Annotated in this window: 17 protein-coding genes; 14 read left to right on the forward strand and 3 right to left on the reverse strand. The window is 69.2% G+C overall.

Translation table 11 applies throughout. The features are described 5' to 3' along the window. Positions 1–2: 2 nt before the first annotated feature. Positions 3–797, reverse strand: a complete 795-nt coding sequence (locus AB0N59_RS10400) for an IclR family transcriptional regulator (RefSeq protein ID WP_363482518.1) — start codon at positions 795–797, stop codon at positions 3–5. Between the two features lie 102 nt (positions 798–899). On the opposite strand from AB0N59_RS10400, the gene AB0N59_RS10405 reads away from it, so the two are divergent. Genes AB0N59_RS10405 through AB0N59_RS10415 form a run of 3 tightly spaced genes read left to right on the forward strand, consistent with a single transcriptional unit; the run spans position 900 to position 3507 of the window. Next, positions 900–1676, forward strand: a complete 777-nt coding sequence (locus tag AB0N59_RS10405; RefSeq protein ID WP_363482521.1) for a CoA transferase subunit A — start codon at positions 900–902, stop codon at positions 1674–1676. Between the two features lie 2 nt (positions 1677–1678). Further along, positions 1679–2332: a CoA transferase subunit B gene (locus AB0N59_RS10410; RefSeq protein WP_363482524.1), complete on the forward strand. Its 654-nt coding sequence runs from the start codon at positions 1679–1681 to the stop codon at positions 2330–2332. Then, entirely contained in the window at positions 2329–3507 is a 1179-nt protein-coding gene (locus tag AB0N59_RS10415; protein WP_363482527.1) for an acetyl-CoA C-acetyltransferase, read from the forward strand. Before AB0N59_RS10410 ends, AB0N59_RS10415 begins: the two co-directional genes overlap by 4 nt. A 68-nt stretch (positions 3508–3575) precedes the next feature. Here AB0N59_RS10415 and AB0N59_RS10420 read toward each other — a convergent pair whose 3' ends face one another. After that, positions 3576–3854, reverse strand: coding sequence for a hypothetical protein (locus AB0N59_RS10420; RefSeq protein ID WP_363482530.1), 279 nt, complete (start codon positions 3852–3854; stop codon positions 3576–3578). 122 nt (positions 3855–3976) lie between these two features. Between AB0N59_RS10420 and AB0N59_RS10425 the strand changes: the two genes are divergently transcribed. The 3 genes from AB0N59_RS10425 to AB0N59_RS10435 all read left to right on the forward strand — a co-directional run bounded on the left by AB0N59_RS10425 (position 3977) and on the right by AB0N59_RS10435 (position 7631). Next, the gene (locus tag AB0N59_RS10425) at positions 3977–5011 is read left to right on the forward strand and encodes an iron ABC transporter substrate-binding protein (protein ID WP_363482533.1); all 1035 of its coding nucleotides are present in this window, start codon (positions 3977–3979) and stop codon (positions 5009–5011) included. Between the two features lie 134 nt (positions 5012–5145). Continuing rightward, positions 5146–6564 carry an iron ABC transporter permease gene (locus AB0N59_RS10430; protein ID WP_363482536.1) on the forward strand — a complete coding sequence of 473 codons (1419 nt, stop codon included), beginning with the start codon at positions 5146–5148 and terminating at the stop codon, positions 6562–6564. Beyond that, on the forward strand, positions 6561–7631 hold the full coding sequence (locus tag AB0N59_RS10435) for an ABC transporter ATP-binding protein (protein ID WP_363482539.1): 1071 nt from the start codon (positions 6561–6563) through the stop codon (positions 7629–7631). The genes AB0N59_RS10430 and AB0N59_RS10435 overlap by 4 nt, the downstream gene beginning before the upstream one ends. Here the strand turns inward: AB0N59_RS10435 and AB0N59_RS10440 are convergent. Continuing rightward, a complete protein-coding gene (locus AB0N59_RS10440) occupies positions 7616–10216 on the reverse strand; it encodes an AMP-binding protein (protein WP_363482542.1) in 2601 nt (866 codons plus the stop codon). The genes AB0N59_RS10435 and AB0N59_RS10440 overlap by 16 nt on opposite strands. 190 nt (positions 10217–10406) lie before the next feature. Here AB0N59_RS10440 and AB0N59_RS10445 point away from each other — a divergent pair, with 190 nt between their 5' ends. From AB0N59_RS10445 to AB0N59_RS10480, 8 genes are all read left to right on the forward strand, one after another. Then, entirely contained in the window at positions 10407–11630 is a 1224-nt protein-coding gene (locus AB0N59_RS10445; protein ID WP_363482545.1) for an MFS transporter, read from the forward strand. A 129-nt stretch (positions 11631–11759) separates the two neighbouring features. Next, positions 11760–13187: a trehalose-6-phosphate synthase gene (locus tag AB0N59_RS10450; protein ID WP_363482548.1), complete on the forward strand. Its 1428-nt coding sequence runs from the start codon at positions 11760–11762 to the stop codon at positions 13185–13187. Continuing rightward, positions 13184–13981: a trehalose-phosphatase gene (otsB, locus tag AB0N59_RS10455; protein ID WP_363482551.1), complete on the forward strand. Its 798-nt coding sequence runs from the start codon at positions 13184–13186 to the stop codon at positions 13979–13981. The genes AB0N59_RS10450 and otsB overlap by 4 nt, the downstream gene beginning before the upstream one ends. A 36-nt stretch (positions 13982–14017) precedes the next feature. Then, on the forward strand, positions 14018–15724 hold the full coding sequence (gene ilvD, locus AB0N59_RS10460; RefSeq protein ID WP_363484196.1) for a dihydroxy-acid dehydratase: 1707 nt from the start codon (positions 14018–14020) through the stop codon (positions 15722–15724). Between the two features lie 33 nt (positions 15725–15757). Then, positions 15758–17560, forward strand: coding sequence for an acetolactate synthase large subunit (locus AB0N59_RS10465; RefSeq protein WP_363482554.1), 1803 nt, complete (start codon positions 15758–15760; stop codon positions 17558–17560). 3 nt (positions 17561–17563) lie between these two features. Next, a complete protein-coding gene (gene ilvN, locus AB0N59_RS10470; RefSeq protein ID WP_204976306.1) occupies positions 17564–18073 on the forward strand; it encodes an acetolactate synthase small subunit in 510 nt (169 codons plus the stop codon). A 38-nt stretch (positions 18074–18111) separates the two neighbouring features. Beyond that, a complete protein-coding gene (gene ilvC, locus AB0N59_RS10475) occupies positions 18112–19140 on the forward strand; it encodes a ketol-acid reductoisomerase (RefSeq protein ID WP_204976308.1) in 1029 nt (342 codons plus the stop codon). An 89-nt stretch (positions 19141–19229) separates the two neighbouring features. Then, on the forward strand, positions 19230–20495 hold the full coding sequence (locus AB0N59_RS10480) for an alpha-L-fucosidase (protein WP_363482558.1): 1266 nt from the start codon (positions 19230–19232) through the stop codon (positions 20493–20495).

The raw sequence follows: 20495 nt of genomic DNA on the forward strand, positions 1-20495 counted from the left end.
CGTCAGCGTCGGCCGCCCGCAATGCGCGATGAGAGCTGATGCGCATGCGCGAGCAGCGTGCGACCGAGCTGCGGCAGCCGGTCGGCGCCGAAGCGGAATTCCACGCCGGTGATGCTCAGCGCCCACTCCGCGCGCCCCTGCCGGTCGAACACCGCGGCGGCCATGCCCCACGATCCCTCGACGATCAGCCCCGGGTTCACCGCGTAGCCCTGGGCCTTCGTCTCACGGAGCCGCCGCCGCAGCGGTCCCTCGCCGTGGGCAGATCCCCAGCGCTCATTCAGCTCGGGGTGGCGCTCCAGGTATGCATCCACATCGTGGTCGGGGAGGAAGGCGAGGATGGCCAGTCCCGCGCTCGCGACTCCCAGGGGGAAGCGCACGCCCTCGCTGAGCACGAACGAGCGGATCGGAAAGGATCCCTCTTCGCGCACGAGGCACACGGTCTCGTCGGCGCGGCGGGTGGAGAGGAATGCGCTCTCCTCGGTCTTCACCGCGAGCGAGCGCACGATGTCGCGCGACAGCTCGGTGATGTCGTAGCGGGCGGCGGCGACGGTTCCCATGAGATAGAGCTCAGGGCCCGGCATCCACCGTGCCGTGGCCTCGTCCTGGTCCACCAGCCCCTCGACCCGCAGAGCCGTGAGCAGACGGTGGGCGGTGGAGCGGCTCAGGTCGGCATCGCGCGCCAGCGACTGCAGAGTGGCGCCGTCGGCCGAGGCCGATACAAGACGCAGCAGCGCTGCCGCCCTGGCCACGGCCTGGGCGCCCGGCACGGAGCGACGAAGAGCGGGCTGCTGTTCCACAATGTGGACGGTAGTCGGGTTCGCGACCACATCGCAAGCGGAGCCTTGCTCGGCATGCGGCAGCGGGCGGATGCTGGAAGCACCGCACACGAAGGAGTGGTCTTGATCGACAAACAGTTCGCATCCGCGGCGGAGGCCGTCGCCGACATCCCGGACGGCGCATCGCTCGCCGTCGGCGGTTTCGGCCTCTCAGGCAACCCCATGAAGCTCATCGAGGCTCTGCACGCCCAGGGGACGGGCGGCCTCAGCGTCGTCAGCAACAACTGCGGCGTGGATGACTGGGGCCTGGGCATCCTGCTCGGCTCGCAGCGCATCCGCAAGATGACCTCGTCGTACGTCGGCGAGAACAAGGAGTTCGAGCGGCAGTTCCTCGAGGGCGACCTCGAGCTCGAACTCACCCCGCAGGGCACGCTCGCCGAGAAGCTGCGCGCCGGCGGCTCGGGCATCGCCGCATTCTTCACCCAGACCGGTGTCGGCACCCAGGTCGCCGAGGGCGGCCTTCCCCGCCGCTACAACTCCGACGGCACGATCGCCGTCGCGTCGCCCGTGAAGGAGGTGCGCCGCTTCGACTTCCACGGCGAGCAGCGCGAGTTCGTGCTCGAGGAGTCCATCACCACCGACTTCGCCCTCGTGCATGCGCTCAAGGGAGACCGTCACGGCAACCTGATCTTCAACAAGGCGGCTCGCAACTTCAACCCCCTGGCCGCCATGGCCGGTCGCATCTGCATCGCCCAGGTGGAAGAGCTCGTCGAGCCGGGCGAACTCGATCCCGACTGCATCCACCTTCCCGGGGTGTACGTGCACCGCGTCGTGGAGGTCGGCAGCGACATCGAGAAGCGCATCGAGCGCCGGACCGTCCGCACCCAGGAAGGAGCCTGACCATGGCGCTCACCCGCAACGAGATGGCGGCGCGAGCCGCGCTGGAGCTCACAGACGGCTCGTACGTGAACCTCGGCATCGGCCTGCCGACGCTGGTGCCGAACTATGTCCCCGATGACGTCACAGTCGTGCTGCAGTCCGAGAACGGGATCCTCGGCGTCGGACCCTACCCGACGGAGAGCGACGTCGACCCCGATCTGATCAACGCGGGCAAGGAGACGGTCACGCTGCTGCCCGGGGCTGCGTTCTTCGACTCCGCGCTCAGCTTCGGCATGATCCGCGGCGGCAAGATCGATGCAGCGATCCTCGGCGCCATGCAGGTCTCGGTGAACGGAGACCTCGCCAACTGGATGATCCCCGGCAAGATGGTCAAGGGCCCCGGCGGCGCCATGGACCTCGTGCACGGCGCAGGTCGGGTCATCGTCCTCATGGAGCACGTCGCCAAGGACGGCTCGGCGAAGATCGTGAACGACTGCTCGCTTCCGCTGACCGGCAGGGGAGTGGTCGACCGGATCATCACCGACCTCGCGGTGATCGACGTCACAGACGATGGACTCGTGCTCGTCGAGACCGCACCCGGCGTGAGCGTGCAGGACGTCGTAGACGCCACCGAGCCCTCGCTGACCATCTCAGAGACCCTCAAGGAGAACTCATGAGCGACATCGTCATCGTCGCCGCAGCTCGCACCCCGCAGGGGCGACTCAAGGGGCAGCTCGCCTCGTTCACGGCGCCGCAGCTCGGCGCCCTCGCCATCCGCGGCGCTCTCGAGCAGGCGTCGATCGCTCCGGATGCCGTCGACGCGGTCATCATGGGTCAGGTCCTGGCCGCCGGTTCCGGCCAGAACGCCGCCCGCCAGGCCGCCATCGGCGCGGGCATCGGCTGGGACGTGCCGGCGAGCTCGGTCAACAAGGTGTGCCTCTCCGGCCTCACCGCCATCATCGACGCCGCGCGGATGATCCGCACCGGCGACGCCACCACGGTCGTGGCCGGTGGCATGGAGTCGATGACGCGCGCACCGCACCTGCTGATGGGCTCTCGCGATGGCTGGACCTACGGCAGCGTCGAGGTGCTCGACCACATGGCCCACGACGGACTCACCGACGCGTACGACCGCGAGAGCATGGGCGCCTCGACCGAGCGTCACAACCCGCGCTTCGAGCTGACCCGCGAGATGCAGGACACCGTTGCCGCGCTGTCGCATCAGCGGGCGGCGGCAGCGGCATCCGAGGGCGTGTTCGACGCCGAGATCGTGCCGGTGACCGTCCCGCAGCGCAAGGGTGACCCGATCGTGCTCACCAAGGACGAGGGAGTGCGCCCCGAGACCACCGTGGAGTCGCTCGCGGGGCTTCGCCCTGCGTTCGCCGAGGGCGGCACGATCACCGCGGGCAACGCATCGCAGATCTCCGACGGCGCTGCCGCCGTGGTCGTCACATCTCGTGAGAACGCGGAGGCCCACGGCTGGCCCGTTCTCGCGGTGATCGGGGCGAACGGGCAGACGGCCGGACCCGACAACTCGCTGCAGGCGCAGCCGGCGCGTGCCATCGAGCGCGCCCTCGAGAAGCAGGGCATGTCCGCTGAGCAGCTCGACATCGTCGAGATCAACGAGGCGTTCGGCGCCGTCGTGGCCCGCTCCCAGCAGGAGCTCGGGCTGCCGAGCGAGGTCGTCAACGTGCACGGCGGCGGGATCGCCATCGGGCATCCCATCGGTGCGAGCGGGGCCCGGCTGGTGGTGCACCTCGCCCACGAACTGGCCAGGCGAGGTTCGGGTACCGCGGTCGCCGCGCTGTGCGGCGGCGGCGGCCAGGGCGAGGCGCTCATCCTCACCCGCTGAGGACCCTGCCCGGATGACAGAGGCCCCGGCCATCGCGTTGCGACGGCCGGGGCCTCTGTGCGGGAACGTCAGCGCTTCTTCGAGATGCGCTTGACCTCATCGCGTCGCTTCTCGCGCCGCTCCTTCTTGTCCGGCTTAGGCGCATACGGCGAATCGGCAGCCACCGGCAGCCCCTTCTCCATCCGGCGCATGTCCTTCACCGCTCCGATCGCGAGCGAGAGGGTGATGATCCAGCTCACCCAGGCGAGCACAGCCCGCCAGGTGAACTGCTGGCCGCGTGAGCCGCGCAGCAGGGTGACGCCCGTGGAGATGGCGCTGAAGAGTCCGGTGCGAAGGAGATAGCGCATGCGTCCACGCTAGCCGACGCGGACAACACGGCGCGGAGGGTTGACAGCGTCGGGCGCAGGCGTCGGAGGTTCGGCAGTCGTCCAGTAAGATAGGTGAGCCTAACCTGCCCGAAGGGAACCACATGCCTGCCCCCCGCATGCGTCCGCTCGCACTCATCGCAGGAGCCGCCGCCGCGGCGCTGCTCGCCGGCTGCGCACCCGCCGCTGACGGCCCGGCTGCGGACGGCGACGACGCGCTGGTCATCTACAACGCGCAGCATGAGCAGCTGACCGAGGAGTGGACCGCAGCGTTCACGAAGGAGACCGGCATCGAGGTCAAGCTCCGCCACGGTGACGACAGCGAGCTCGCCAATCAGATCGTCCAGGAAGGCGAAGCCTCGCCGGCCGACCTCTTCCTCACCGAGAACTCGCCGGCCATGTCGCTCGTCGAGCGGGCCGGGCTGTTCGCGCCCGTCGACGACGCCACCCTGCAGCAGGTGCCAGAGCAGTTCCGCCCGGGCACCGGAGCCTGGACGGGCATCGCCGCGCGCGACACGGTGCTCGTGTACAACCCCGAGCTGATCGCGGAGGACGAGCTTCCCGCCTCGATCCTCGAGCTGCAGGACGACAAGTGGAAGGGCAAGTGGGGTGCCGCTCCCGGCGGTGCGGACTTCCAGGCGATCGTCTCGGCGATCCTCGCCTCCGAGGGTGAAGAGGCGACGGGCGAGTGGCTCGCAGGCATGCAGAGCAACGCGAAGATCTACCGGAACAACATCGTCACGATGAAGGCCGTCAACGCCGGCGAGGTGCCGATGGGCATCATCTACCACTACTACTGGTACCGCGATCAGGCAGACACCAAGGAGAACAGCGGCAACACGGCGCTCCACCTGTTCGAGCCGGGCGATCCGGGAGCGTTCGTGAGCATCTCGGGCGGCGGCGTCCTCGCATCCGGCGACCACGCCGAGAACGCGCAGAAGTTCCTGGCCTGGCTGGTCGGAGAGAAGGGGCAGAGGATCCTCGGCGAGGGGTACAGCTACGAGTACCCCGTGGCGACGGGCGTTCCGGCCCGGTCCCCGCTTCCGGCACTCGATTCGCTCGGCGCGCCCGACATCGACCCGTCGACCCTCAACGGACCCTCGGTGGTCGAGCTGATGACCGAGGCAGGACTCCTCTGACAATCGCAGCCGAGCGCGCGACGGGTGCCGTCCGCCCGCGAGGCGCGCGCACCTATCCCTGGACGCTGGCGCTCTGCGTCGCGGCAGCCGCCGCGTTCGCGCTGATCCCCGTCGGCTACGTCTTCGTCTCCTCGGTGCAGACCGGGGGACCGCGGCTGCTCGAGCTGCTCGTGCGGCCCCGGGTCGCGGAGCTGACCGTCAACACCGTGCTGCTCGTCGCATTGGGCGTGACGGCGACCCTGGTGATCGGCATCGGCGGTGCCTGGCTCGTGGAGCGGACGACTCTGCCGCTGCGCCGCGTGTTCGCCGTCGCGCTCGCCGCACCGCTCGCCATCCCCGCCTTCGTCACGAGCTACGGGTGGGCGAGCGCGACGCCATCGTTGAACGGCATAGGCGGGGCTGTGCTCATCGCGGCGTGCGCGTACTCGCCCCTGGTCTACCTGCCCGCTGTGGCTGCACTGCGCGGGCTGGATCCCGCGCTGGAAGAAGCGGCGCGCTCACTCGGGCTCGGCCCGTGGACGGTCTTCGTGCGGGTGGTCCTGCCGCAGTTGCGCATCGCCGCTGTCGGCGGCGGGCTCGTCGTCGGGCTGCACCTCCTCGCAGAGTACGGCGCATTCGCATTCCTCCAGTTCGACACCTTCACCACCGCGATCATGGATGCCTACCGTGCGAACTTCGGCGGGGCGAACGCGGCGGCGCTCGGTGTGGTCCTCGCCGGTCTCTGCCTGCTGATGGTGGCCGGCGAGGGCCGGATGCGGGGCACGACCCGGCTGTCGCGCAGCGCCGCATCCCGCCCCGGGGGTCGCGCTGCGCTCGGCCGCTGGACCGCCCCCGCGATCATCTCCCTCGTGGCGGTCGTGGGCGCCTCGGTCATCGTTCCGATGGCGTCCGTGCTGCGCTGGACACTGCGCAGCGACGCGGCCGATTGGGCGCCGGTCGTACCCGCGGCGTGGCAGACCGTGCTGCTCTCGGTGGGCGGGGCTGCGGTGTGCGCGATCGTGGCGCTGCCCGTGGCCTGGCTGGCAGTGCGCCACCGCGGGCGCCTGAGCGGAGCGCTCGAGGGAGCGTTCTACCTCGCAGGCAGCTTCCCCGCGATCATCGTGGCGCTCGCCCTGGTCGGCGTCACCTTGAAGGCCGCACCCGCCCTGTACCAGACGGCTGCGACTGTGATCGTGGCGTACGCGATCCTCTTCCTGCCTCGCATCCTGGTGCCGCTGCGCGCCGGTCTCGCTCAGATCTCTCCGGCGTGGGAAGAGGCTGCGCGCTCGCTCGGGGCGCCGCCCTGGCGTGCGCGTCTGCGCATCACCGCGCCGCTGTTGGCGCCCGCGGTCGCGAGCGGTGCCGCGCTCGTCGCACTCGGGGCCTCGAATGAGCTCACCGCGACCCTGCTGCTCGCCCCGATCGGCACCGAGACCGTCGCGACGGGCTTCTGGTCGGCGGCATCGGCGATCGATTACGTCGCCGCTGCCCCGTTCGCGCTGACCCTCATCGCGCTCTCGATCCCCGCGGTCTACCTGATGTTCTCGGAAGCGACCTCGAGAGGCGGCGCATGACCCTCCAGCTCACCGGAATCGGAAAGTCGTTCGGCGCCGTCCCGGTGCTCGCGGACGTCGACCTCGCCGTGCCCTCCGGATCCCGCATGGCGCTCGTCGGCTCGTCGGGCAGCGGCAAGAGCACGCTGCTGCGCCTGATCGCCGGGTTCGAGCGGCCTGACGCAGGTCGCATCGCTCTCGACGGTGCGGCGCTCGCCGATCCGCGCACGAGTGTTCCCGCCCACCGTCGCGGTATCGGCTTCGTGCCGCAGGACGGAGCGCTCTTCCCGCACATCACCGTCGCGGGCAACATCGGCTTCGGCCTGCCGAGAGGGCCGCGCCGAGCAGCTCGCGTGCGCGAGATGATGGAGCTCACCTCGCTTGCTCCCGAGCTCGCCGACCGACGACCTCATGAGCTGTCGGGCGGACAGCAGCAGCGCGTGGCATTGGCTCGCGCGCTCGCGCCGGCACCGCAGGTGATCCTGCTGGACGAGCCCTTCAGCGCGCTGGACGCGGGTCTGCGCGCACAGACGCGCGAAGCCACCGTCGACATCCTCGAGCGGGCTGTGGTCACGACACTGCTGGTGACTCACGACCAGGACGAGGCGCTCTCGTTCGGCGACCTCATCGGCGTGGTGGCCGGAGGACGCTTGGCGCAGCACGGCGAGCCGAGTGCCGTCTTCGACGCACCGGTCGACCTCGCCACCGCCGAGTTCCTCGGTGACGCTCTCACGCTGCGGGCCCGGCGACAGGACGCAGCCGAGATCGTCTGCGCCCTCGGAAGCGTCGCCGTGCGCCACGATCGCTCCGACGGCGCGAGTGAGATCGTCGCCATGGTTCGCCCCAACCAGCTGGAGCTCGTCACGCCCGTATCCGGTGAGCCCGCAGACGAGACGGGCGCGGGTGGTGCGACGATCACCGCTCGGCGTGCGATCGGCTCGCGCACTGAGCTGCGCGTCGACATCCACGGCGACGACGGCGCCCGCGTCTGGCTGCAGGTGCCCACCCATCGGGCGGCCGAGACCAGAGACGGCGACGTCGTCGCCGTGCGCGTCGGTGGCGGCGCGGTGCTCTATCCGGCGCCCTGAGCATCCGAGCGCGGTCGGATGAGCGCCATGGTCAGGCGCAGGGCGGGGCGGTAGACCGCCCAGGCGCCGATGCCGGTGGCGAGCGACAGCAGTGTGCCCGCGAGCGGAGCCGACTGCTCGAACGGCGGATACACGACCCAATGCGTCAGGTAGATGAAGAGCGATGCCGACGCGATGGTGGTCAACCAGGGGCGCAGCAGCGAGGGGATGCGGATCGAAGGCAGCCAGATGAGGGCGAGCACGCCGATCGCGACGATGGCCTCGCGCAGCGGCTCCCCGAAGAATCCGGGGACGAGGGCGAGAGCCAGCAGCGTGGCGACGATGCGGCGCCGTGGGTCGTCGGCGCGCGCGACGACGGCGCCCAACGCGATGCACCACAGCACCGTCGCGACCGCATAGCGCTCGAGGTGCTGTGCGGGCTCGGCGCCCAGCACGGCGAATCGCACGACGACGGCGATTCCGAGGGCGGCCATCGCGAAGCCCCACGGGGCGCGGCGTTCGAGCCGATCGACAGCGGGGATCGCGAACAGCGCAGACAGGGGCAGCATGGTCCACACCATCGCCTCGAGGAACCAGAACTGCCACTGCTCGCTCCACAGTCCGTCGCCCGGCATCGCGTTGTTCACGAGCAGCGCGGTAGCCGGATCGTACTTTCCGCTCAGCAGGCCGACGGCTCCGATCCACAGCACGGCGGGGACCACCACGTGTGCGAGTGCCGCGAGCAGCCGACGCGGACGATCCGGTGCCGAGGGCGAGATCGCGAATCGCGCGAGGTTGTATCCCGCCACCACCAGCAGCAGGTGCGCGCCGCCCTTGAGCGAGAAGCCGTCGCCGAGGAACAGATCGGCATGCGTGCCCACGATCAGCACGATCGCGATCGCCCTGATCAGCACGGGCGTCTCGATCGAGGTGAGCGATGCCCTTGTCGCGCGCCGTCGACGGGCGGTGTCGGTCGGGCTCCCCGTGTCGTCCGCAGGTGTCGGCCCCGGGGCGAGCTCGGACAGCTCGACAGCCGAGAGAGCCGGCCAGTCGCGGGGGAGCGGACCGAGCAGCTGCTCGAGACGCACCGACGCCTCGACGTAGCTCAGCGAGTCGCCGCCGAGTCCGGCGAAACTGTCGTGCACGGTGGCATCCGGTCGTCCGGTGCACACCGCGAGCACATCGCGCAGCCCCGACGGCGTGGTCTGAGCGGGGGCGATGCCGGGCATCGCCGCCGCGCGCTCGGCGCGATGGTGAGCGACGAGCGCCGCGTTGTCGGGCTTGCCCGACGAGGTGATGGGGAAGGAGTCGATCGTGTGCACAGTGACCGCCGAAGACGGGATGCCGATGCGGCGCGACACCTCCGACCGAGCCTTGCTCGCATCACGGCCGTCACGCACGAAGACCAGCAGCTCTTCGCCGTCCGCTGCGGTGCGCGAGGAGATGCCTGCTTCGGCGAGCTGGTTCTGCACCGCGTCGAGGTCGATGCGCAGTCCGAACACCTTGACGAAGCGGTTCATGCGTCCGACGATCTCGATGTAGCCGTCCGTCCGCCAGCGGGCCAGGTCGCCGGTGCGCAGCTCGTGCACCGTGCGACCGAGAGCGAGATCCGCGGGTTCCTCTGCGTAGCCGAGCATGACGTTGGGGCCGGAGTAGACGAGCTCGCCCGACGTCCCGTCGGTCGCGTCGATTCGGAACGTGCCGCCCGGGATGGCCCGGCCGATCGAGCCCGCGGCGCGTACGGCATCCTCCGGCGGAAGGTACGACATCCGCGCGGTCGCCTCGGTCTGCCCGTACATCGTGAAGAACTCGAAGCCGCGGTCGCGGCCGGCGAGGGCCAGCGCGCGAACGCGCTCGGCAGGCAGGCGTCCGCCGGCCTGCGTCAGGTACCGGATGCTGTCCGGCAGCCTCTCGATTCCGCCGACGGCGTCGATCAGCTCGAAGGTGTAGGGAACGCCCGCCAGTCCGGTGATGCGCGTCTCGGAGGCCCGGAGCCAGAACGACTCGTCCGAGACCGACGCGTCGCTGAGCACGACGCTCCCACCGACGAGCAGGTGGCTGTTGATCACCGACAGCCCGTAGCAGTAGTGCATGGGCAGGGTGGTGATCGCCCGATCGGCCGGCTCCAGGCTGAGATACTCGGCGATGGCGGCGGCATTCGACAGCAGGGCCTCGCGCGATATGCGGACGAGCTTCGGGGAGCCCGTCGATCCGGACGTGCTGGCCAGCAGTGCGAGGTCGTCGTGCAGCGTATGGGCGGTGGTGTCCCGACGCTCGGTGAGCGGGCCGCAGCCGGCGATGACGTCAGGATCGAATCGCTCGATGAGCGTTCGGCGCGTGCGCACGGCCGACTCGTCATCGCCCCCGGGGGCGAGCAGCACCGGGTGCCCGCCGGCAAGCGCTCCGAGGTACGCGGTGAGTGCATGGATCGTGTTGTCGGCCTCGAGGAGCACGAGACGCCGGGTGGTGCCGAGCCGGTGGCGGATGTCGTCCGCGCGAGCGGTCAGCTCTGCGTATGTGACGTCCCCGTCGTCGGTGCAGAGCGCCACCGCAGTCGGTTCGCCGCGGAGCAGATCGACTGATGCGGCGGGGGAGACGGTGATCACGGGCTGCTTGCTTCTTCTCGCTCTGTGAAATGGGCAAGGTGAGCCTAACCTATCTTCCCGCTGCCGCTGAATCGGCTGCTGGTTTAGACTGCTCTCGGGGCCTGTGCCCTTTCCACTGTGTATCCACCGGACGTCGGCGCCCCGACGGACAACGGCGGCACCCGATCCGCGTCGAGCACGCGCGAGAGCCATGACACAGACATCACCTTCCTCGCCGAGTCTGCTGAGACTGACCGGCATCCCGTATTTCGTGATCGCGTTCGTCGCGCGACTGCCCTTCGCGATGATGGTGGTCGGCGTGCTGACCATGGTGGTCTCGATCCGCGGATCACTGTCGCTGGGGGGACTCACCTCGGCAGCCGTGGGTCTCGGCACCGCCCTGTTCGGGCCACTCCTCGGTGCAGCGGCCGACCGCTGGGGTCAGCGGCCGGTGCTTCTGATGTGCGCGGCGCTCAACGCGGCGATGCTCGCCGTCTTCGCACTCGTCGTCTACACGCCGCTCACCGAGGCCGTCGTCCTCGCATCCGCTTTCATGATCGGCGCCACCGCCCCGCAGGTCTCGCCGATGTCGAGATCGCGGCTGGTCACGATCATCGCCGAGCGGATGCCGCAGGCGCAGCGCGCTCGCACCACCTCGGCCACCATGTCGTACGAGTCCGCCGCCGATGAGACCGTGTTCGTCTTCGGACCGTTCCTGGTCGGCATCCTCGCCTCGTTCATCGCCCCCTGGGCGCCGATCGCGATCGCCTCGGCGCTCACCCTGCTGTTCGTCGGGGCGTTCGCGCTGCATCCGACAGGGCGCCATGTCTCGGTGGAGCGCGACAGCGACGGGCGTGCGCCGTCGGGCGTGTCGGAGCTCTTCCGGCCGGCTCTGCTCGTGGTCGTGGTCGGCATCTTCGGCATCGGGCTGTTCTTCGGCGCCAGCCTCACCGCGCTGACCTCGTTCATGGCCGACCGCGATGCCGCCGAGCAGGCGGGCCTGCTGTACGGAGTGATGGGCGTCGGCTCGGCCGTGCTCGCGCTCGGGGTCGCCTGGCTGCCGCCGCGCTTCACGCTGCACGCGCGGTGGATCGTCTTCGCCGTGGTGCTCGTCGCCGGCTCCCTGCTGTTCGCGACGGCCACGAGCGTGACCACGATGATCGTCGCGCTCGCGCTGGTGGGCATCGGGGTCGGGCCGACCATCGTCACGCAGTACAGCCTCGGCGCCGCGCGCAGTCCGCTCGGCCGCTCGGCCACCGTGATGACCATGCTCGGATCAGGTGTCGTCGTCGGACAGGCCCTCGCCGCCGCGGTCACCGGCGCCATCGCGGACGGACCAGGCACGTCGGTCGCGCTGCTGCTGCCCCTCGTCGCGGCATCGATCGTTCTGATCGCGGGCATCGTCAACCGCACCATCAGCCCCCGACAGCACTGAGGCCGTCCCCGAGCGCCACGATCGCCGCCGGATCGACGACCCGCCTTGGCATCCGGTACGCCGACCGTCAACCCCCGCAGCCGCTGCTGCGGTCGTGGGTAGCCTGGAGACACCGAACAGAGGAGTCATATGGTCGCCGCAGAGTTCGTGGTCGTCGCCAACCGCCTTCCGGTCGACCGGATCATCACCCCTGACGGTGAGGAGATCTGGCGCACGTCTCCCGGAGGGCTGGTCGCGGCGCTCGAACCCATGATGCGCAGCGTCGATGGCGCCTGGGTCGGCTGGGCGGGGCAGGCGGACGTCACGATCGAGCCGTTCGAGGGCGACGGCATCCGGCTGCTGCCGGTGACCCTCAGCGAGCAGGAGGTCCAGGACTACTACGAGGGCTTCTCGAACGACACCATCTGGCCGCTCTATCACGATGTGATCGCCCCGCCGCAGTACCACCGCGAGTGGTGGGAGGCGTACGTCGCGGTGAACCTGCGCTTCGCCGAGGCTGCGGCCGACGCGGTCGCCGAAGGCGGAACGGTCTGGGTGCACGACTACCAGCTGCAGCTCGTGCCCGAGATGGTGCGCGGGCTCCGCCCCGACGTGACCATCGGCTACTTCCACCACATCCCGTTCCCCGCCCACAGCCTGTACGCCCAGCTGCCCTGGCGCGATCAGGTGCTGCGCGGACTGCTCGGTGCGGACGTGATCGGCTTCCAGCGCGCGCAGGATGCGGCGAACTTCCTCGCGGCGGCCAAGCGTCGTCTGGGCTACGAGACCAAGGCGTCCAGCATCTCGCTGCCCGATGGGCGCACCCCGCTCGTCAAGGCATTCCCCATCTCGATCGACACCACCCCGTACCGCGAGCTGGCGCAGAGGCCCGACATCCGCGCGCGAGCGCTCGAGATCCGCGAAGGGCTGGGCAATCCGAAGCACATTCTGCTCGGTGTCGACCGGCTCGACTACACCAAGGGCATCCGTCACCGCATCAAGGCATACGGCGAGCTGCTCGACCAGGGTCGCATCGCGGTCGAAGACGTCGCATTCATCCAGGTCGCGAGTCCCAGCCGTGAGCGGGTCGACGCCTACATGCACCTGCGCGACGAGGTGGAGCTCGCGATCGGCCGCATCAACGGCGATCACGACACCCTCGGGCACACCGCGATCCGCTACCTGCACCAGGGCTTCCCGCGGGAGGAGATGGTCGCCATGTACCTCGCCGCCGACGTGATGCTGGTGACAGCGCTGCGCGACGGGATGAACCTCGTCGCGAAGGAGTACGTGGCCACCAGGGCGGACAACCGCGGCGTCCTCGTTCTCAGTGAGTTCACCGGCGCGGCAGACGAGCTGCGTCAGGCTCTGCGGGTGAACCCCCACGACATCGAGGGACTCAAGGACGCGATCGTCGACGCGATCGAGATGCCCCGCGACCAGCAGGGCAAGCGCATGCGGTCGCTGAGGAAGCGGGTGCTGGAGAACGACGTGACGGCGTGGTCGCAGTCCTTCCTCAGGGCGCTGGAGCAGGCCGGACGCAACCGTCACCGACGTCACGAGGGAGCGCACGGATGACCCGCGACTGGATACCAGGGGAAAGCGACCCTGCGGTCTCCGCGATCGCGCGCACCGACCGCCTGCTCGTCGCCCTCGACTTCGACGGCACCGCGTCTGAGCTGGTCGCCGAGCCGATGTCGGCTCGTGCGGTTCCGGCCGTGAAACGCGCCATAGCCGATCTGTCGGCCCTTCCGCAGACGACCGTCGCCTTCATCTCCGGCCGCAGCCTCGTGCACCTGCGCGAGATCGCCGAGCACGACGACGACTCGACCGTCGTTCTCGCCGGATCTCACGGAGCGCAGTACTGGTACCCGGGGGAGGGCGAGGCTGACCCCGACGCGGCCGACCCCGAACGGATGCTGCGGGACACGCTCCTCGACGAGCTCGCGCCGCTGCTCGCCGACTACCCGGGCATCGAGCTGGAGAGCAAGACGTTCGGCATCGGCATCCATGGCCGGCCCGCGCGACCCGAGGTCGAGCGGGCGGCGTTCGCCGCCGTCGACGAGGTGTTCGCGCGTCGCGCACGGCATTGGCGGCGCCGCACCGGCGACCGCATCCTCGAGTACTCCTCGCGCGACGAGGGGAAGGACACCGCGATCAGCGTGCTCCGTGAGCGCACGGGTGCCACGGGCATCCTGTTCGCCGGCGACGACGTGACCGACGAGGACGCCCTGCGCGTGCTCGGCGACGACGACCTGGGCGTGCGCGTGGGCGAAGGCGAGACGGCGGCCGCTCTGCGTGTGGAATCTCCACAGCAGATCGCCGAACTTCTGGAAGTCATCGCGTCGGAACGGGCCTCGCGACCGCAATAGACTTCCGTCATGTCCACCCGCGAATCTCAGCCAGGTATGCCCGCAGCGCACCCCGACATCGACATCAAGCCCCGCAGCCGCGTCGTCACCGACGGCATCGAGGCGACCACCTCGCGAGGCATGCTTCGCGCCGTCGGGATGGGCGACGCCGACTGGGACAAGCCGCAGGTGGGGATCGCGTCGAGCTGGAACGAGATCACGCCGTGCAACCTCAGCCTCGACAGGCTCGCGCAGGGCGCCAAGGAGGGCGTGCACTCCGGCGGCGGCTACCCGCTGCAGTTCGGCACCATCTCGGTCTCTGACGGCATCTCGATGGGGCACGAGGGCATGCACTTCTCGCTCGTGTCTCGCGAGGTCATCGCAGACTCGGTCGAGACCGTGATCATGGCCGAACGCCTCGACGGCACCGTGCTGCTCGCAGGCTGCGACAAGTCGATCCCCGGCATGCTGATGGCCAGCGCCCGCCTCGGGCTCTCGAGCGTCTTCCTGTACGCGGGCTCGATCGCGCCGGGCTGGGTGAAGCTCTCGGACGGCACCGAGAAGGACATCACGATCATCGACTCGTTCGAGGGCGTCGGCGCGTGCCGCGCGGGCCGCATGACCGAAGAGGACCTCAAGCGCATCGAGTGCGCCTTCGCGCCGGGCGAGGGCGCCTGCGGCGGCATGTACACCGCCAACACCATGGCATCCGTGGCCGAGGCGCTCGGCCTCAGCCTTCCCGGTTCGGCCGCCCCGCCCGCGGCCGACCGCCGCCGCGACTACTTCGCGCACCGCTCGGGCGAGGCCGTCGTGAACCTGCTCCGTCAGGGGATCACCACCAAGGACATCCTCACCAAGGAGTCGTTCGAGAACGCGATCGCTCTGGCGATGGCCCTGGGCGGCTCGACCAACGTCGTGCTGCACCTGCTCGCCATCGCGAACGAGGCGGGCATCGAGCTCACGCTGCACGACTTCAACCGCATCGGCAGCCGCACGCCCCATGTCGCAGACATGAAGCCGTTCGGCAAGTACGTCATGAACGACGTCGACCGTCACGGCGGCATCCCGGTCATCATGAAGGCCATGCTCGACGAGGGTCTCATCCACGGCGACGCGCTCACCGTCACCGGCAAGACCGTCGCCGAGAACCTGCGCGACCTGAACCCCGACCCAGTCGACGGCGACGTCATCCACACCTTCGCCGACCCGATCCACGCATCCGGCGGCATCACGATCCTGCACGGGTCGCTCGCCCCCGAGGGCGCCGTGGTCAAGTCCGCCGGCTTCGACGCCGACGTGTTCGAGGGTCCGGCTCGCGTCTTCGAGCGCGAGCGCGGCGCGATGGACGCGCTGGCCGCCGGCGAGATCAACCCGGGCGACGTCATCGTCATCCGCTACGAAGGGCCCAAGGGCGGTCCCGGAATGCGCGAGATGCTGGCGATCACCGCGGCCATCAAGGGCGCGGGTCTCGGAAAAGATGTACTACTCTTGACGGACGGACGATTCTCAGGCGGCACAACCGGCCTGTGCATCGGCCACATAGCACCCGAAGCGGTGGACGCAGGTCCTATCGCCTTCGTGCGCGATGGTGATCTGATACGGGTCGATATCGCGGCTCGCTCCCTCGAGCTACTCGTCGAGGAGGCTGAGCTGGACTCCCGCCGGGACGGCTGGGAGCCTCTTCCCCCGCGCTATACCCGTGGCGTCCTCGCCAAGTACTCCCGTCTCGTGCGCTCTGCCGCACAGGGCGCGGTGACCGGCTGACCTCCTGACGACACAGATCACCAAGGAAGCGACATGACTCCTGAATCCGCGCCCGCCGTGCCGCGGCCGCCCGCACGCACATCCTCAGCCCCGGAGATCTCCGGCGCCGAGGCCGTCGTCCGCTCGCTCGAGAACCTCGGCGTCACCGACATCTTCGGCATCCCGGGCGGGGCGATCATGCCCGTCTACGACCCGCTCATGGACGCCTCCGGCCTGCGCCACGTTCTCGTTCGTCACGAGCAGGGTGCCGGTCACGCCGCCGAGGGCTACGCCGCGGCGACCGGCAAGGTCGGCGTCTGCATCGCCACCTCCGGCCCCGGCGCGACGAACCTCGTCACGGCGATCGCCGACGCGTACATGGACTCGGTGCCGATGGTCGCCATCACCGGGCAGGTGTTCTCGACACTGATGGGCACCGACGCCTTCCAGGAGGCCGACATCGTCGGCATCACCATGCCGGTGACCAAGCACTCGTTCCTGGTCAAGTCGGCCGAGGAGATCCCCGGTGCGATCGCCGCGGCGTTCGAGGTCGCCTCGACAGGCCGCCCCGGCCCCGTCCTCGTCGACATCACGAAGGACGCACAGCAGGAGACCGCGCCGTTCATCTGGCCGCCGAAGGTCGACCTGCCCGGTTACCGCCCTGTCACCAAGGCGCACGGCAAGCAGATCCAGGCCGCGGCGACTCTGCTCGCCGAGGCCAGGAAGCCGGTGCTGTACGTCGGCGGCGGTGTGATCCGCGCTCACGCCTCGGCTGAGCTGCTGACCCTCGCGGAATCGACCGGCGCGCCGGTCGTCACCACGCTGATGGCGCGCGGGGCCTTCCCCGACTCCCACCCGCAGCACCTCGGGATGCCCGGCATGCACGGCACCGTGCCCGCCGTGCTCGCCCTGCAGGAGTCCGACCTGATCGTGTCGCTCGGCGCGCGGTTCGATGACCGCGTCACCGGCAAGGCGGCGCTCTTCGCCCCCGACGCCAAGGTCGTGCACGTCGACATCGACCCGGCCGAGATCTCGAAGATCCGCACGGCGACCGTGCCGATCGTCGGCGACGTGCGCGATGTGCTCGTCGACCTCGACACCGCCTTCCGCAGCACGATCGCGGGCGGCAAGCCCGACACCGACGAGTGGTGGTCGTACCTCGACGGGCTGAAGGCCGAGTTCCCCCTCGGATACGCACAGCCCGAAGACGGCCTGATGTCGCCGCAGTACGTCATCCAGCGCATCGGCGAGCTGACCGGACCCGAGGCGATCTATGCGGCCGGCGTCGGTCAGCACCAGATGTGGGCGGCGCAGTTCATCAAGTACGAGCGTCCCAACTCGTGGCTGAACTCGGGCGGTGCCGGAACGATGGGGTACTCGGTTCCGGCCGCCATGGGCGCCAAGGTCGCCGAGCCGGACCGCGTCGTATGGTCGATCGACGGCGACGGATGCTTCCAGATGACAAACCAGGAGCTCGCCACCTGCGTCATCAACAACATCCCGATCAAGGTCGCGATCATCAACAACTCGTCCCTGGGCATGGTGCGCCAGTGGCAGACGCTGTTCTACGACGGACGCCACTCGCACACCGATCTGAACACGGGCCACGGCACGATCCGCATCCCCGACTTCGTCAAGCTCGCCGAGGCGTACGGCTGCCTCGCCCTGCGGGTCGAGAAGGAGGAGGACGTCGACGCCGCCATCCAGACGGCGCTCGAGACCAACGACCGGCCCGTCGTGATCGACTTCGTCGTGAGCGCCGACGCCATGGTCTGGCCCATGGTGCCCCAGGGCGTCAGCAACAGCTACATCCAGTACGCGCGCGAGCACGCCCCGGCATTCGATGAGGAGATCTGAGCCATGTCCACACACGTGCTGAGCCTTCTCGTCGAGGACACCCCGGGCATCCTGACCCGCGTCGCCGGTCTCTTCGCCCGCCGCGGCTTCAACATCCACTCCCTCGCGGTCGGCGTGACGGAGGTGGCGGGCATCTCCCGCATCACCGTCGTCGTCGACGTCGAGGCCCTGCCGCTCGAGCAGGTCACGAAGCAGCTGAACAAGCTGATCAACGTGATCAAGATCGTCGAGCTCGAGCCGTCGAACTCGGTGCAGCGCGAGCACATGCTCATCAAGGTGCGCACCGACAACAACACCCGCTCGAACGTGCTCGAGATCGTGAACCTGTTCCGCGCCTCGATCGTCGACTACGCCCCGGATGCCGTGGTGATCGAGGTCACCGGCGACCAGGGCAAGGTGCAGGCGCTGCTGCGGGCGCTCGAGCCGTTCGGCATCAAGGAGCTCGCCCAGTCGGGCCTGCTCGCCATCGGCCGCGGCGGCAAGAGCATCACCGAGCGCGTCCTGCGCGGCTGACAAGAACTTACGAACCACAAGCAAGGAGAAACAACACCGTGAGCACCGAGATCTTCTACGACGCGGACGCCGACCTCTCGATCATCCAGGGCAAGAAGGTCGCGATCGTCGGCTACGGCTCGCAGGGCCACGCCCACGCGATGAACCTTCGCGACTCGGGCGTCGAGGTCACCATCGCCCTCAAGGAGGGCTCCAAGTCGATCGCCAAGGCCGAGGAGGCGGGCTTCCCCGTCAAGAACGTCGCCGACGCGGCGGAGTGGGCCGACGTCATCATGATCCTCGCGCCGGACCAGCACCAGCGGACGATCTACAACGAGTCGATCAAGGACAAGCTGACCGCGGGCAAGGCCCTCGCCTTCGCGCACGGCTTCAACATCCGCTTCGGCTACATCGACGCTCCCGAAGGCGTCGACGTCATCCTCATCGCTCCCAAGGCACCCGGTCACACCGTGCGCCGCGAGTTCGTCGCAGGTCGTGGCATCCCCGACATCATCGCCGTCGAGCGCGATGCGTCGGGCAAGGCCTGGGACCTCGCGCTCTCCTACGCGAAGGCCATCGGCGGCACCCGCGCGGGTGTCATCAAGACGACCTTCACCGAAGAGACCGAGACCGACCTGTTCGGCGAGCAGGCTGTGCTCTGCGGTGGCATGAGCCACCTCGTGCAGGCAGGCTTCGAGACCCTGGTCGAGGCGGGCTACCAGCCCCAGATCGCGTACTTCGAGGTTCTGCACGAGCTCAAGCTGATCGTCGACCTGATGTGGGAGGGCGGCATCGCCAAGCAGCGCTGGTCGATCTCCGACACCGCCGAGTTCGGCGACTACGTCTCGGGTCCCCGCGTCATCGACGCGGGCGTCAAGGAGCGCATGCAGGGCGTGCTCGCCGACATCCAGTCGGGCGCGTTCGCCAAGCGCTTCATCGAGGACCAGGACAACGGCGCCGAGGAGTTCCTGTCGCTCCGCGAGAAGGAGCAGGGCCACCCGATCGAGGCGACCGGCAAGGAGCTGCGCTCGCTGTTCGCGTGGAAGTCGCAGGACGAGGACTACGTCGAGGGCAGCGCCGCGCGCTGATCGGCTGTCGTGAGAACGGGCGTCCTTCGGGGCGCCCGTTCTTCGTTTTGTGATCCGCATACATCCGATGTCTGTGTCATGCTTGAGGCATGCGACAGGAATGGTTCGATGAGGCGCGCTTCGGGATGTTCGTCCACTTCGGCGCGTACAGCGTGGCTGCGCGGCACGAATGGGTGCAGAACTACGAGCGACTGACCGACGAGCAGTACCGGCCCTATATAGACCACTTCGATCCCGACCGCTTCGACGCGAGGGCCATCGCGCGCAAGGCGAAGGAGACCGGCATGGGCTACGTGGTGCTGACGGCGAAGCACCACGACGGATTCTGCCTGTTCGATTCGGCGCTCACCGATTTCACCTCCGCGGCGGTGTGCGATCGCGACCTGGTGCGCGAGTACGTCGAGGCGCTGCGAGAGGAGGGGCTCAAGGTCGGTCTGTACTACTCGCTCCTCGACTGGCATCACCCCGACTTCACCGTCGACTGGAACCATCCGCGCTGCGACGACGAGAACGCTGCGGCTCTGAACGAACGCCGCGACATGGCGCGGTACCGCGAGTACCTGCACGGCCAGGTGCGAGAGCTGCTCATCGGCTACGGAGAACTCGACTATCTGTTCTTCGACTTCAGCTACCCCGAGACCAGGGATGGCTGGGCGGGCAAGGGCCCGGAGGACTGGCACGCCGAAGCGCTTCTGGCGATGTGCCGCGAGCTGCAGCCCGGAATGCTGGTGAACGATCGGCTGGGGATCCCTGCCGACTTCGTCACCCCGGAGCAGTACCAGCCGACCTCACCGCTCGTGGACGGGGAGGGCGAGCCGCAGGTCTGGGAGGCGTGCCAGACGCTGAACGGCTCCTGGGGCTACCACAGGGACAACACCGATCAGAAGTCCGCTGATCTTCTCGTGCGGATGCTCGCCGACTCGGTGTCGATGGACGGCAACATGCTGCTGAACATCGGCCCGGACGGGCGAGGTGCGGTCGCGCCTCGCGACGCCAGGACACTGGGGGAGATCGGCGAATGGATGCTGCTGCACCGCGATGCGATCGTCGGAGCCGGCCATGCCGACTTCGTCCCCCCGAGGGAGGGCGTCTACACGCGTCGCGGCGACAAGCTGTACCTGCACCTGTTCACCTGGCCGCTCGGCTTCGTGCATCTGCCCGACCTCGCAGGCAGGGTCTCGTTCGCGCGGCTGCTGAACGACGGATCATGGCTGAAGACCTCGGTCGTCGACCCCGATCAGCGCCCTGAGAACATGACCCCTGCGGGCCAGGCGGAGGGCACGCTCACCGTGCACCTGCCCGTCCGGCGCCCCGACGTGCTGCTCCCGGTGATCGAGCTCACCCTGACCCGCTGA

The sequence above is a fragment of the Microbacterium sp. NPDC089321 genome (assembly GCF_040684935.1).
Lineage (GTDB): Bacteria > Actinomycetota > Actinomycetes > Actinomycetales > Microbacteriaceae > Microbacterium.

Coding starts and splice junctions, on each gene's coding strand:
- AB0N59_RS10425 (WP_363482533.1), top strand. CDS start 3,977: ATGCCTGCCCCCCGCATGCGTCCGCTCGCACTCATCGCAGGAGCCGCC.
- AB0N59_RS10450 (WP_363482548.1), top strand. CDS start 11,760: ATGGTCGCCGCAGAGTTCGTGGTCGTCGCCAACCGCCTTCCGGTCGAC.
- AB0N59_RS10480 (WP_363482558.1), top strand. CDS start 19,230: ATGCGACAGGAATGGTTCGATGAGGCGCGCTTCGGGATGTTCGTCCAC.
- AB0N59_RS10410 (WP_363482524.1), top strand. CDS start 1,679: ATGGCGCTCACCCGCAACGAGATGGCGGCGCGAGCCGCGCTGGAGCTC.
- ilvN (WP_204976306.1), top strand. CDS start 17,564: ATGTCCACACACGTGCTGAGCCTTCTCGTCGAGGACACCCCGGGCATC.
- AB0N59_RS10420 (WP_363482530.1), bottom strand. CDS start 3,854: ATGCGCTATCTCCTTCGCACCGGACTCTTCAGCGCCATCTCCACGGGC.
- otsB (WP_363482551.1), top strand. CDS start 13,184: ATGACCCGCGACTGGATACCAGGGGAAAGCGACCCTGCGGTCTCCGCG.
- ilvD (WP_363484196.1), top strand. CDS start 14,018: ATGCCCGCAGCGCACCCCGACATCGACATCAAGCCCCGCAGCCGCGTC.
- AB0N59_RS10465 (WP_363482554.1), top strand. CDS start 15,758: ATGACTCCTGAATCCGCGCCCGCCGTGCCGCGGCCGCCCGCACGCACA.
- AB0N59_RS10445 (WP_363482545.1), top strand. CDS start 10,407: ATGACACAGACATCACCTTCCTCGCCGAGTCTGCTGAGACTGACCGGC.
- AB0N59_RS10435 (WP_363482539.1), top strand. CDS start 6,561: ATGACCCTCCAGCTCACCGGAATCGGAAAGTCGTTCGGCGCCGTCCCG.
- AB0N59_RS10415 (WP_363482527.1), top strand. CDS start 2,329: ATGAGCGACATCGTCATCGTCGCCGCAGCTCGCACCCCGCAGGGGCGA.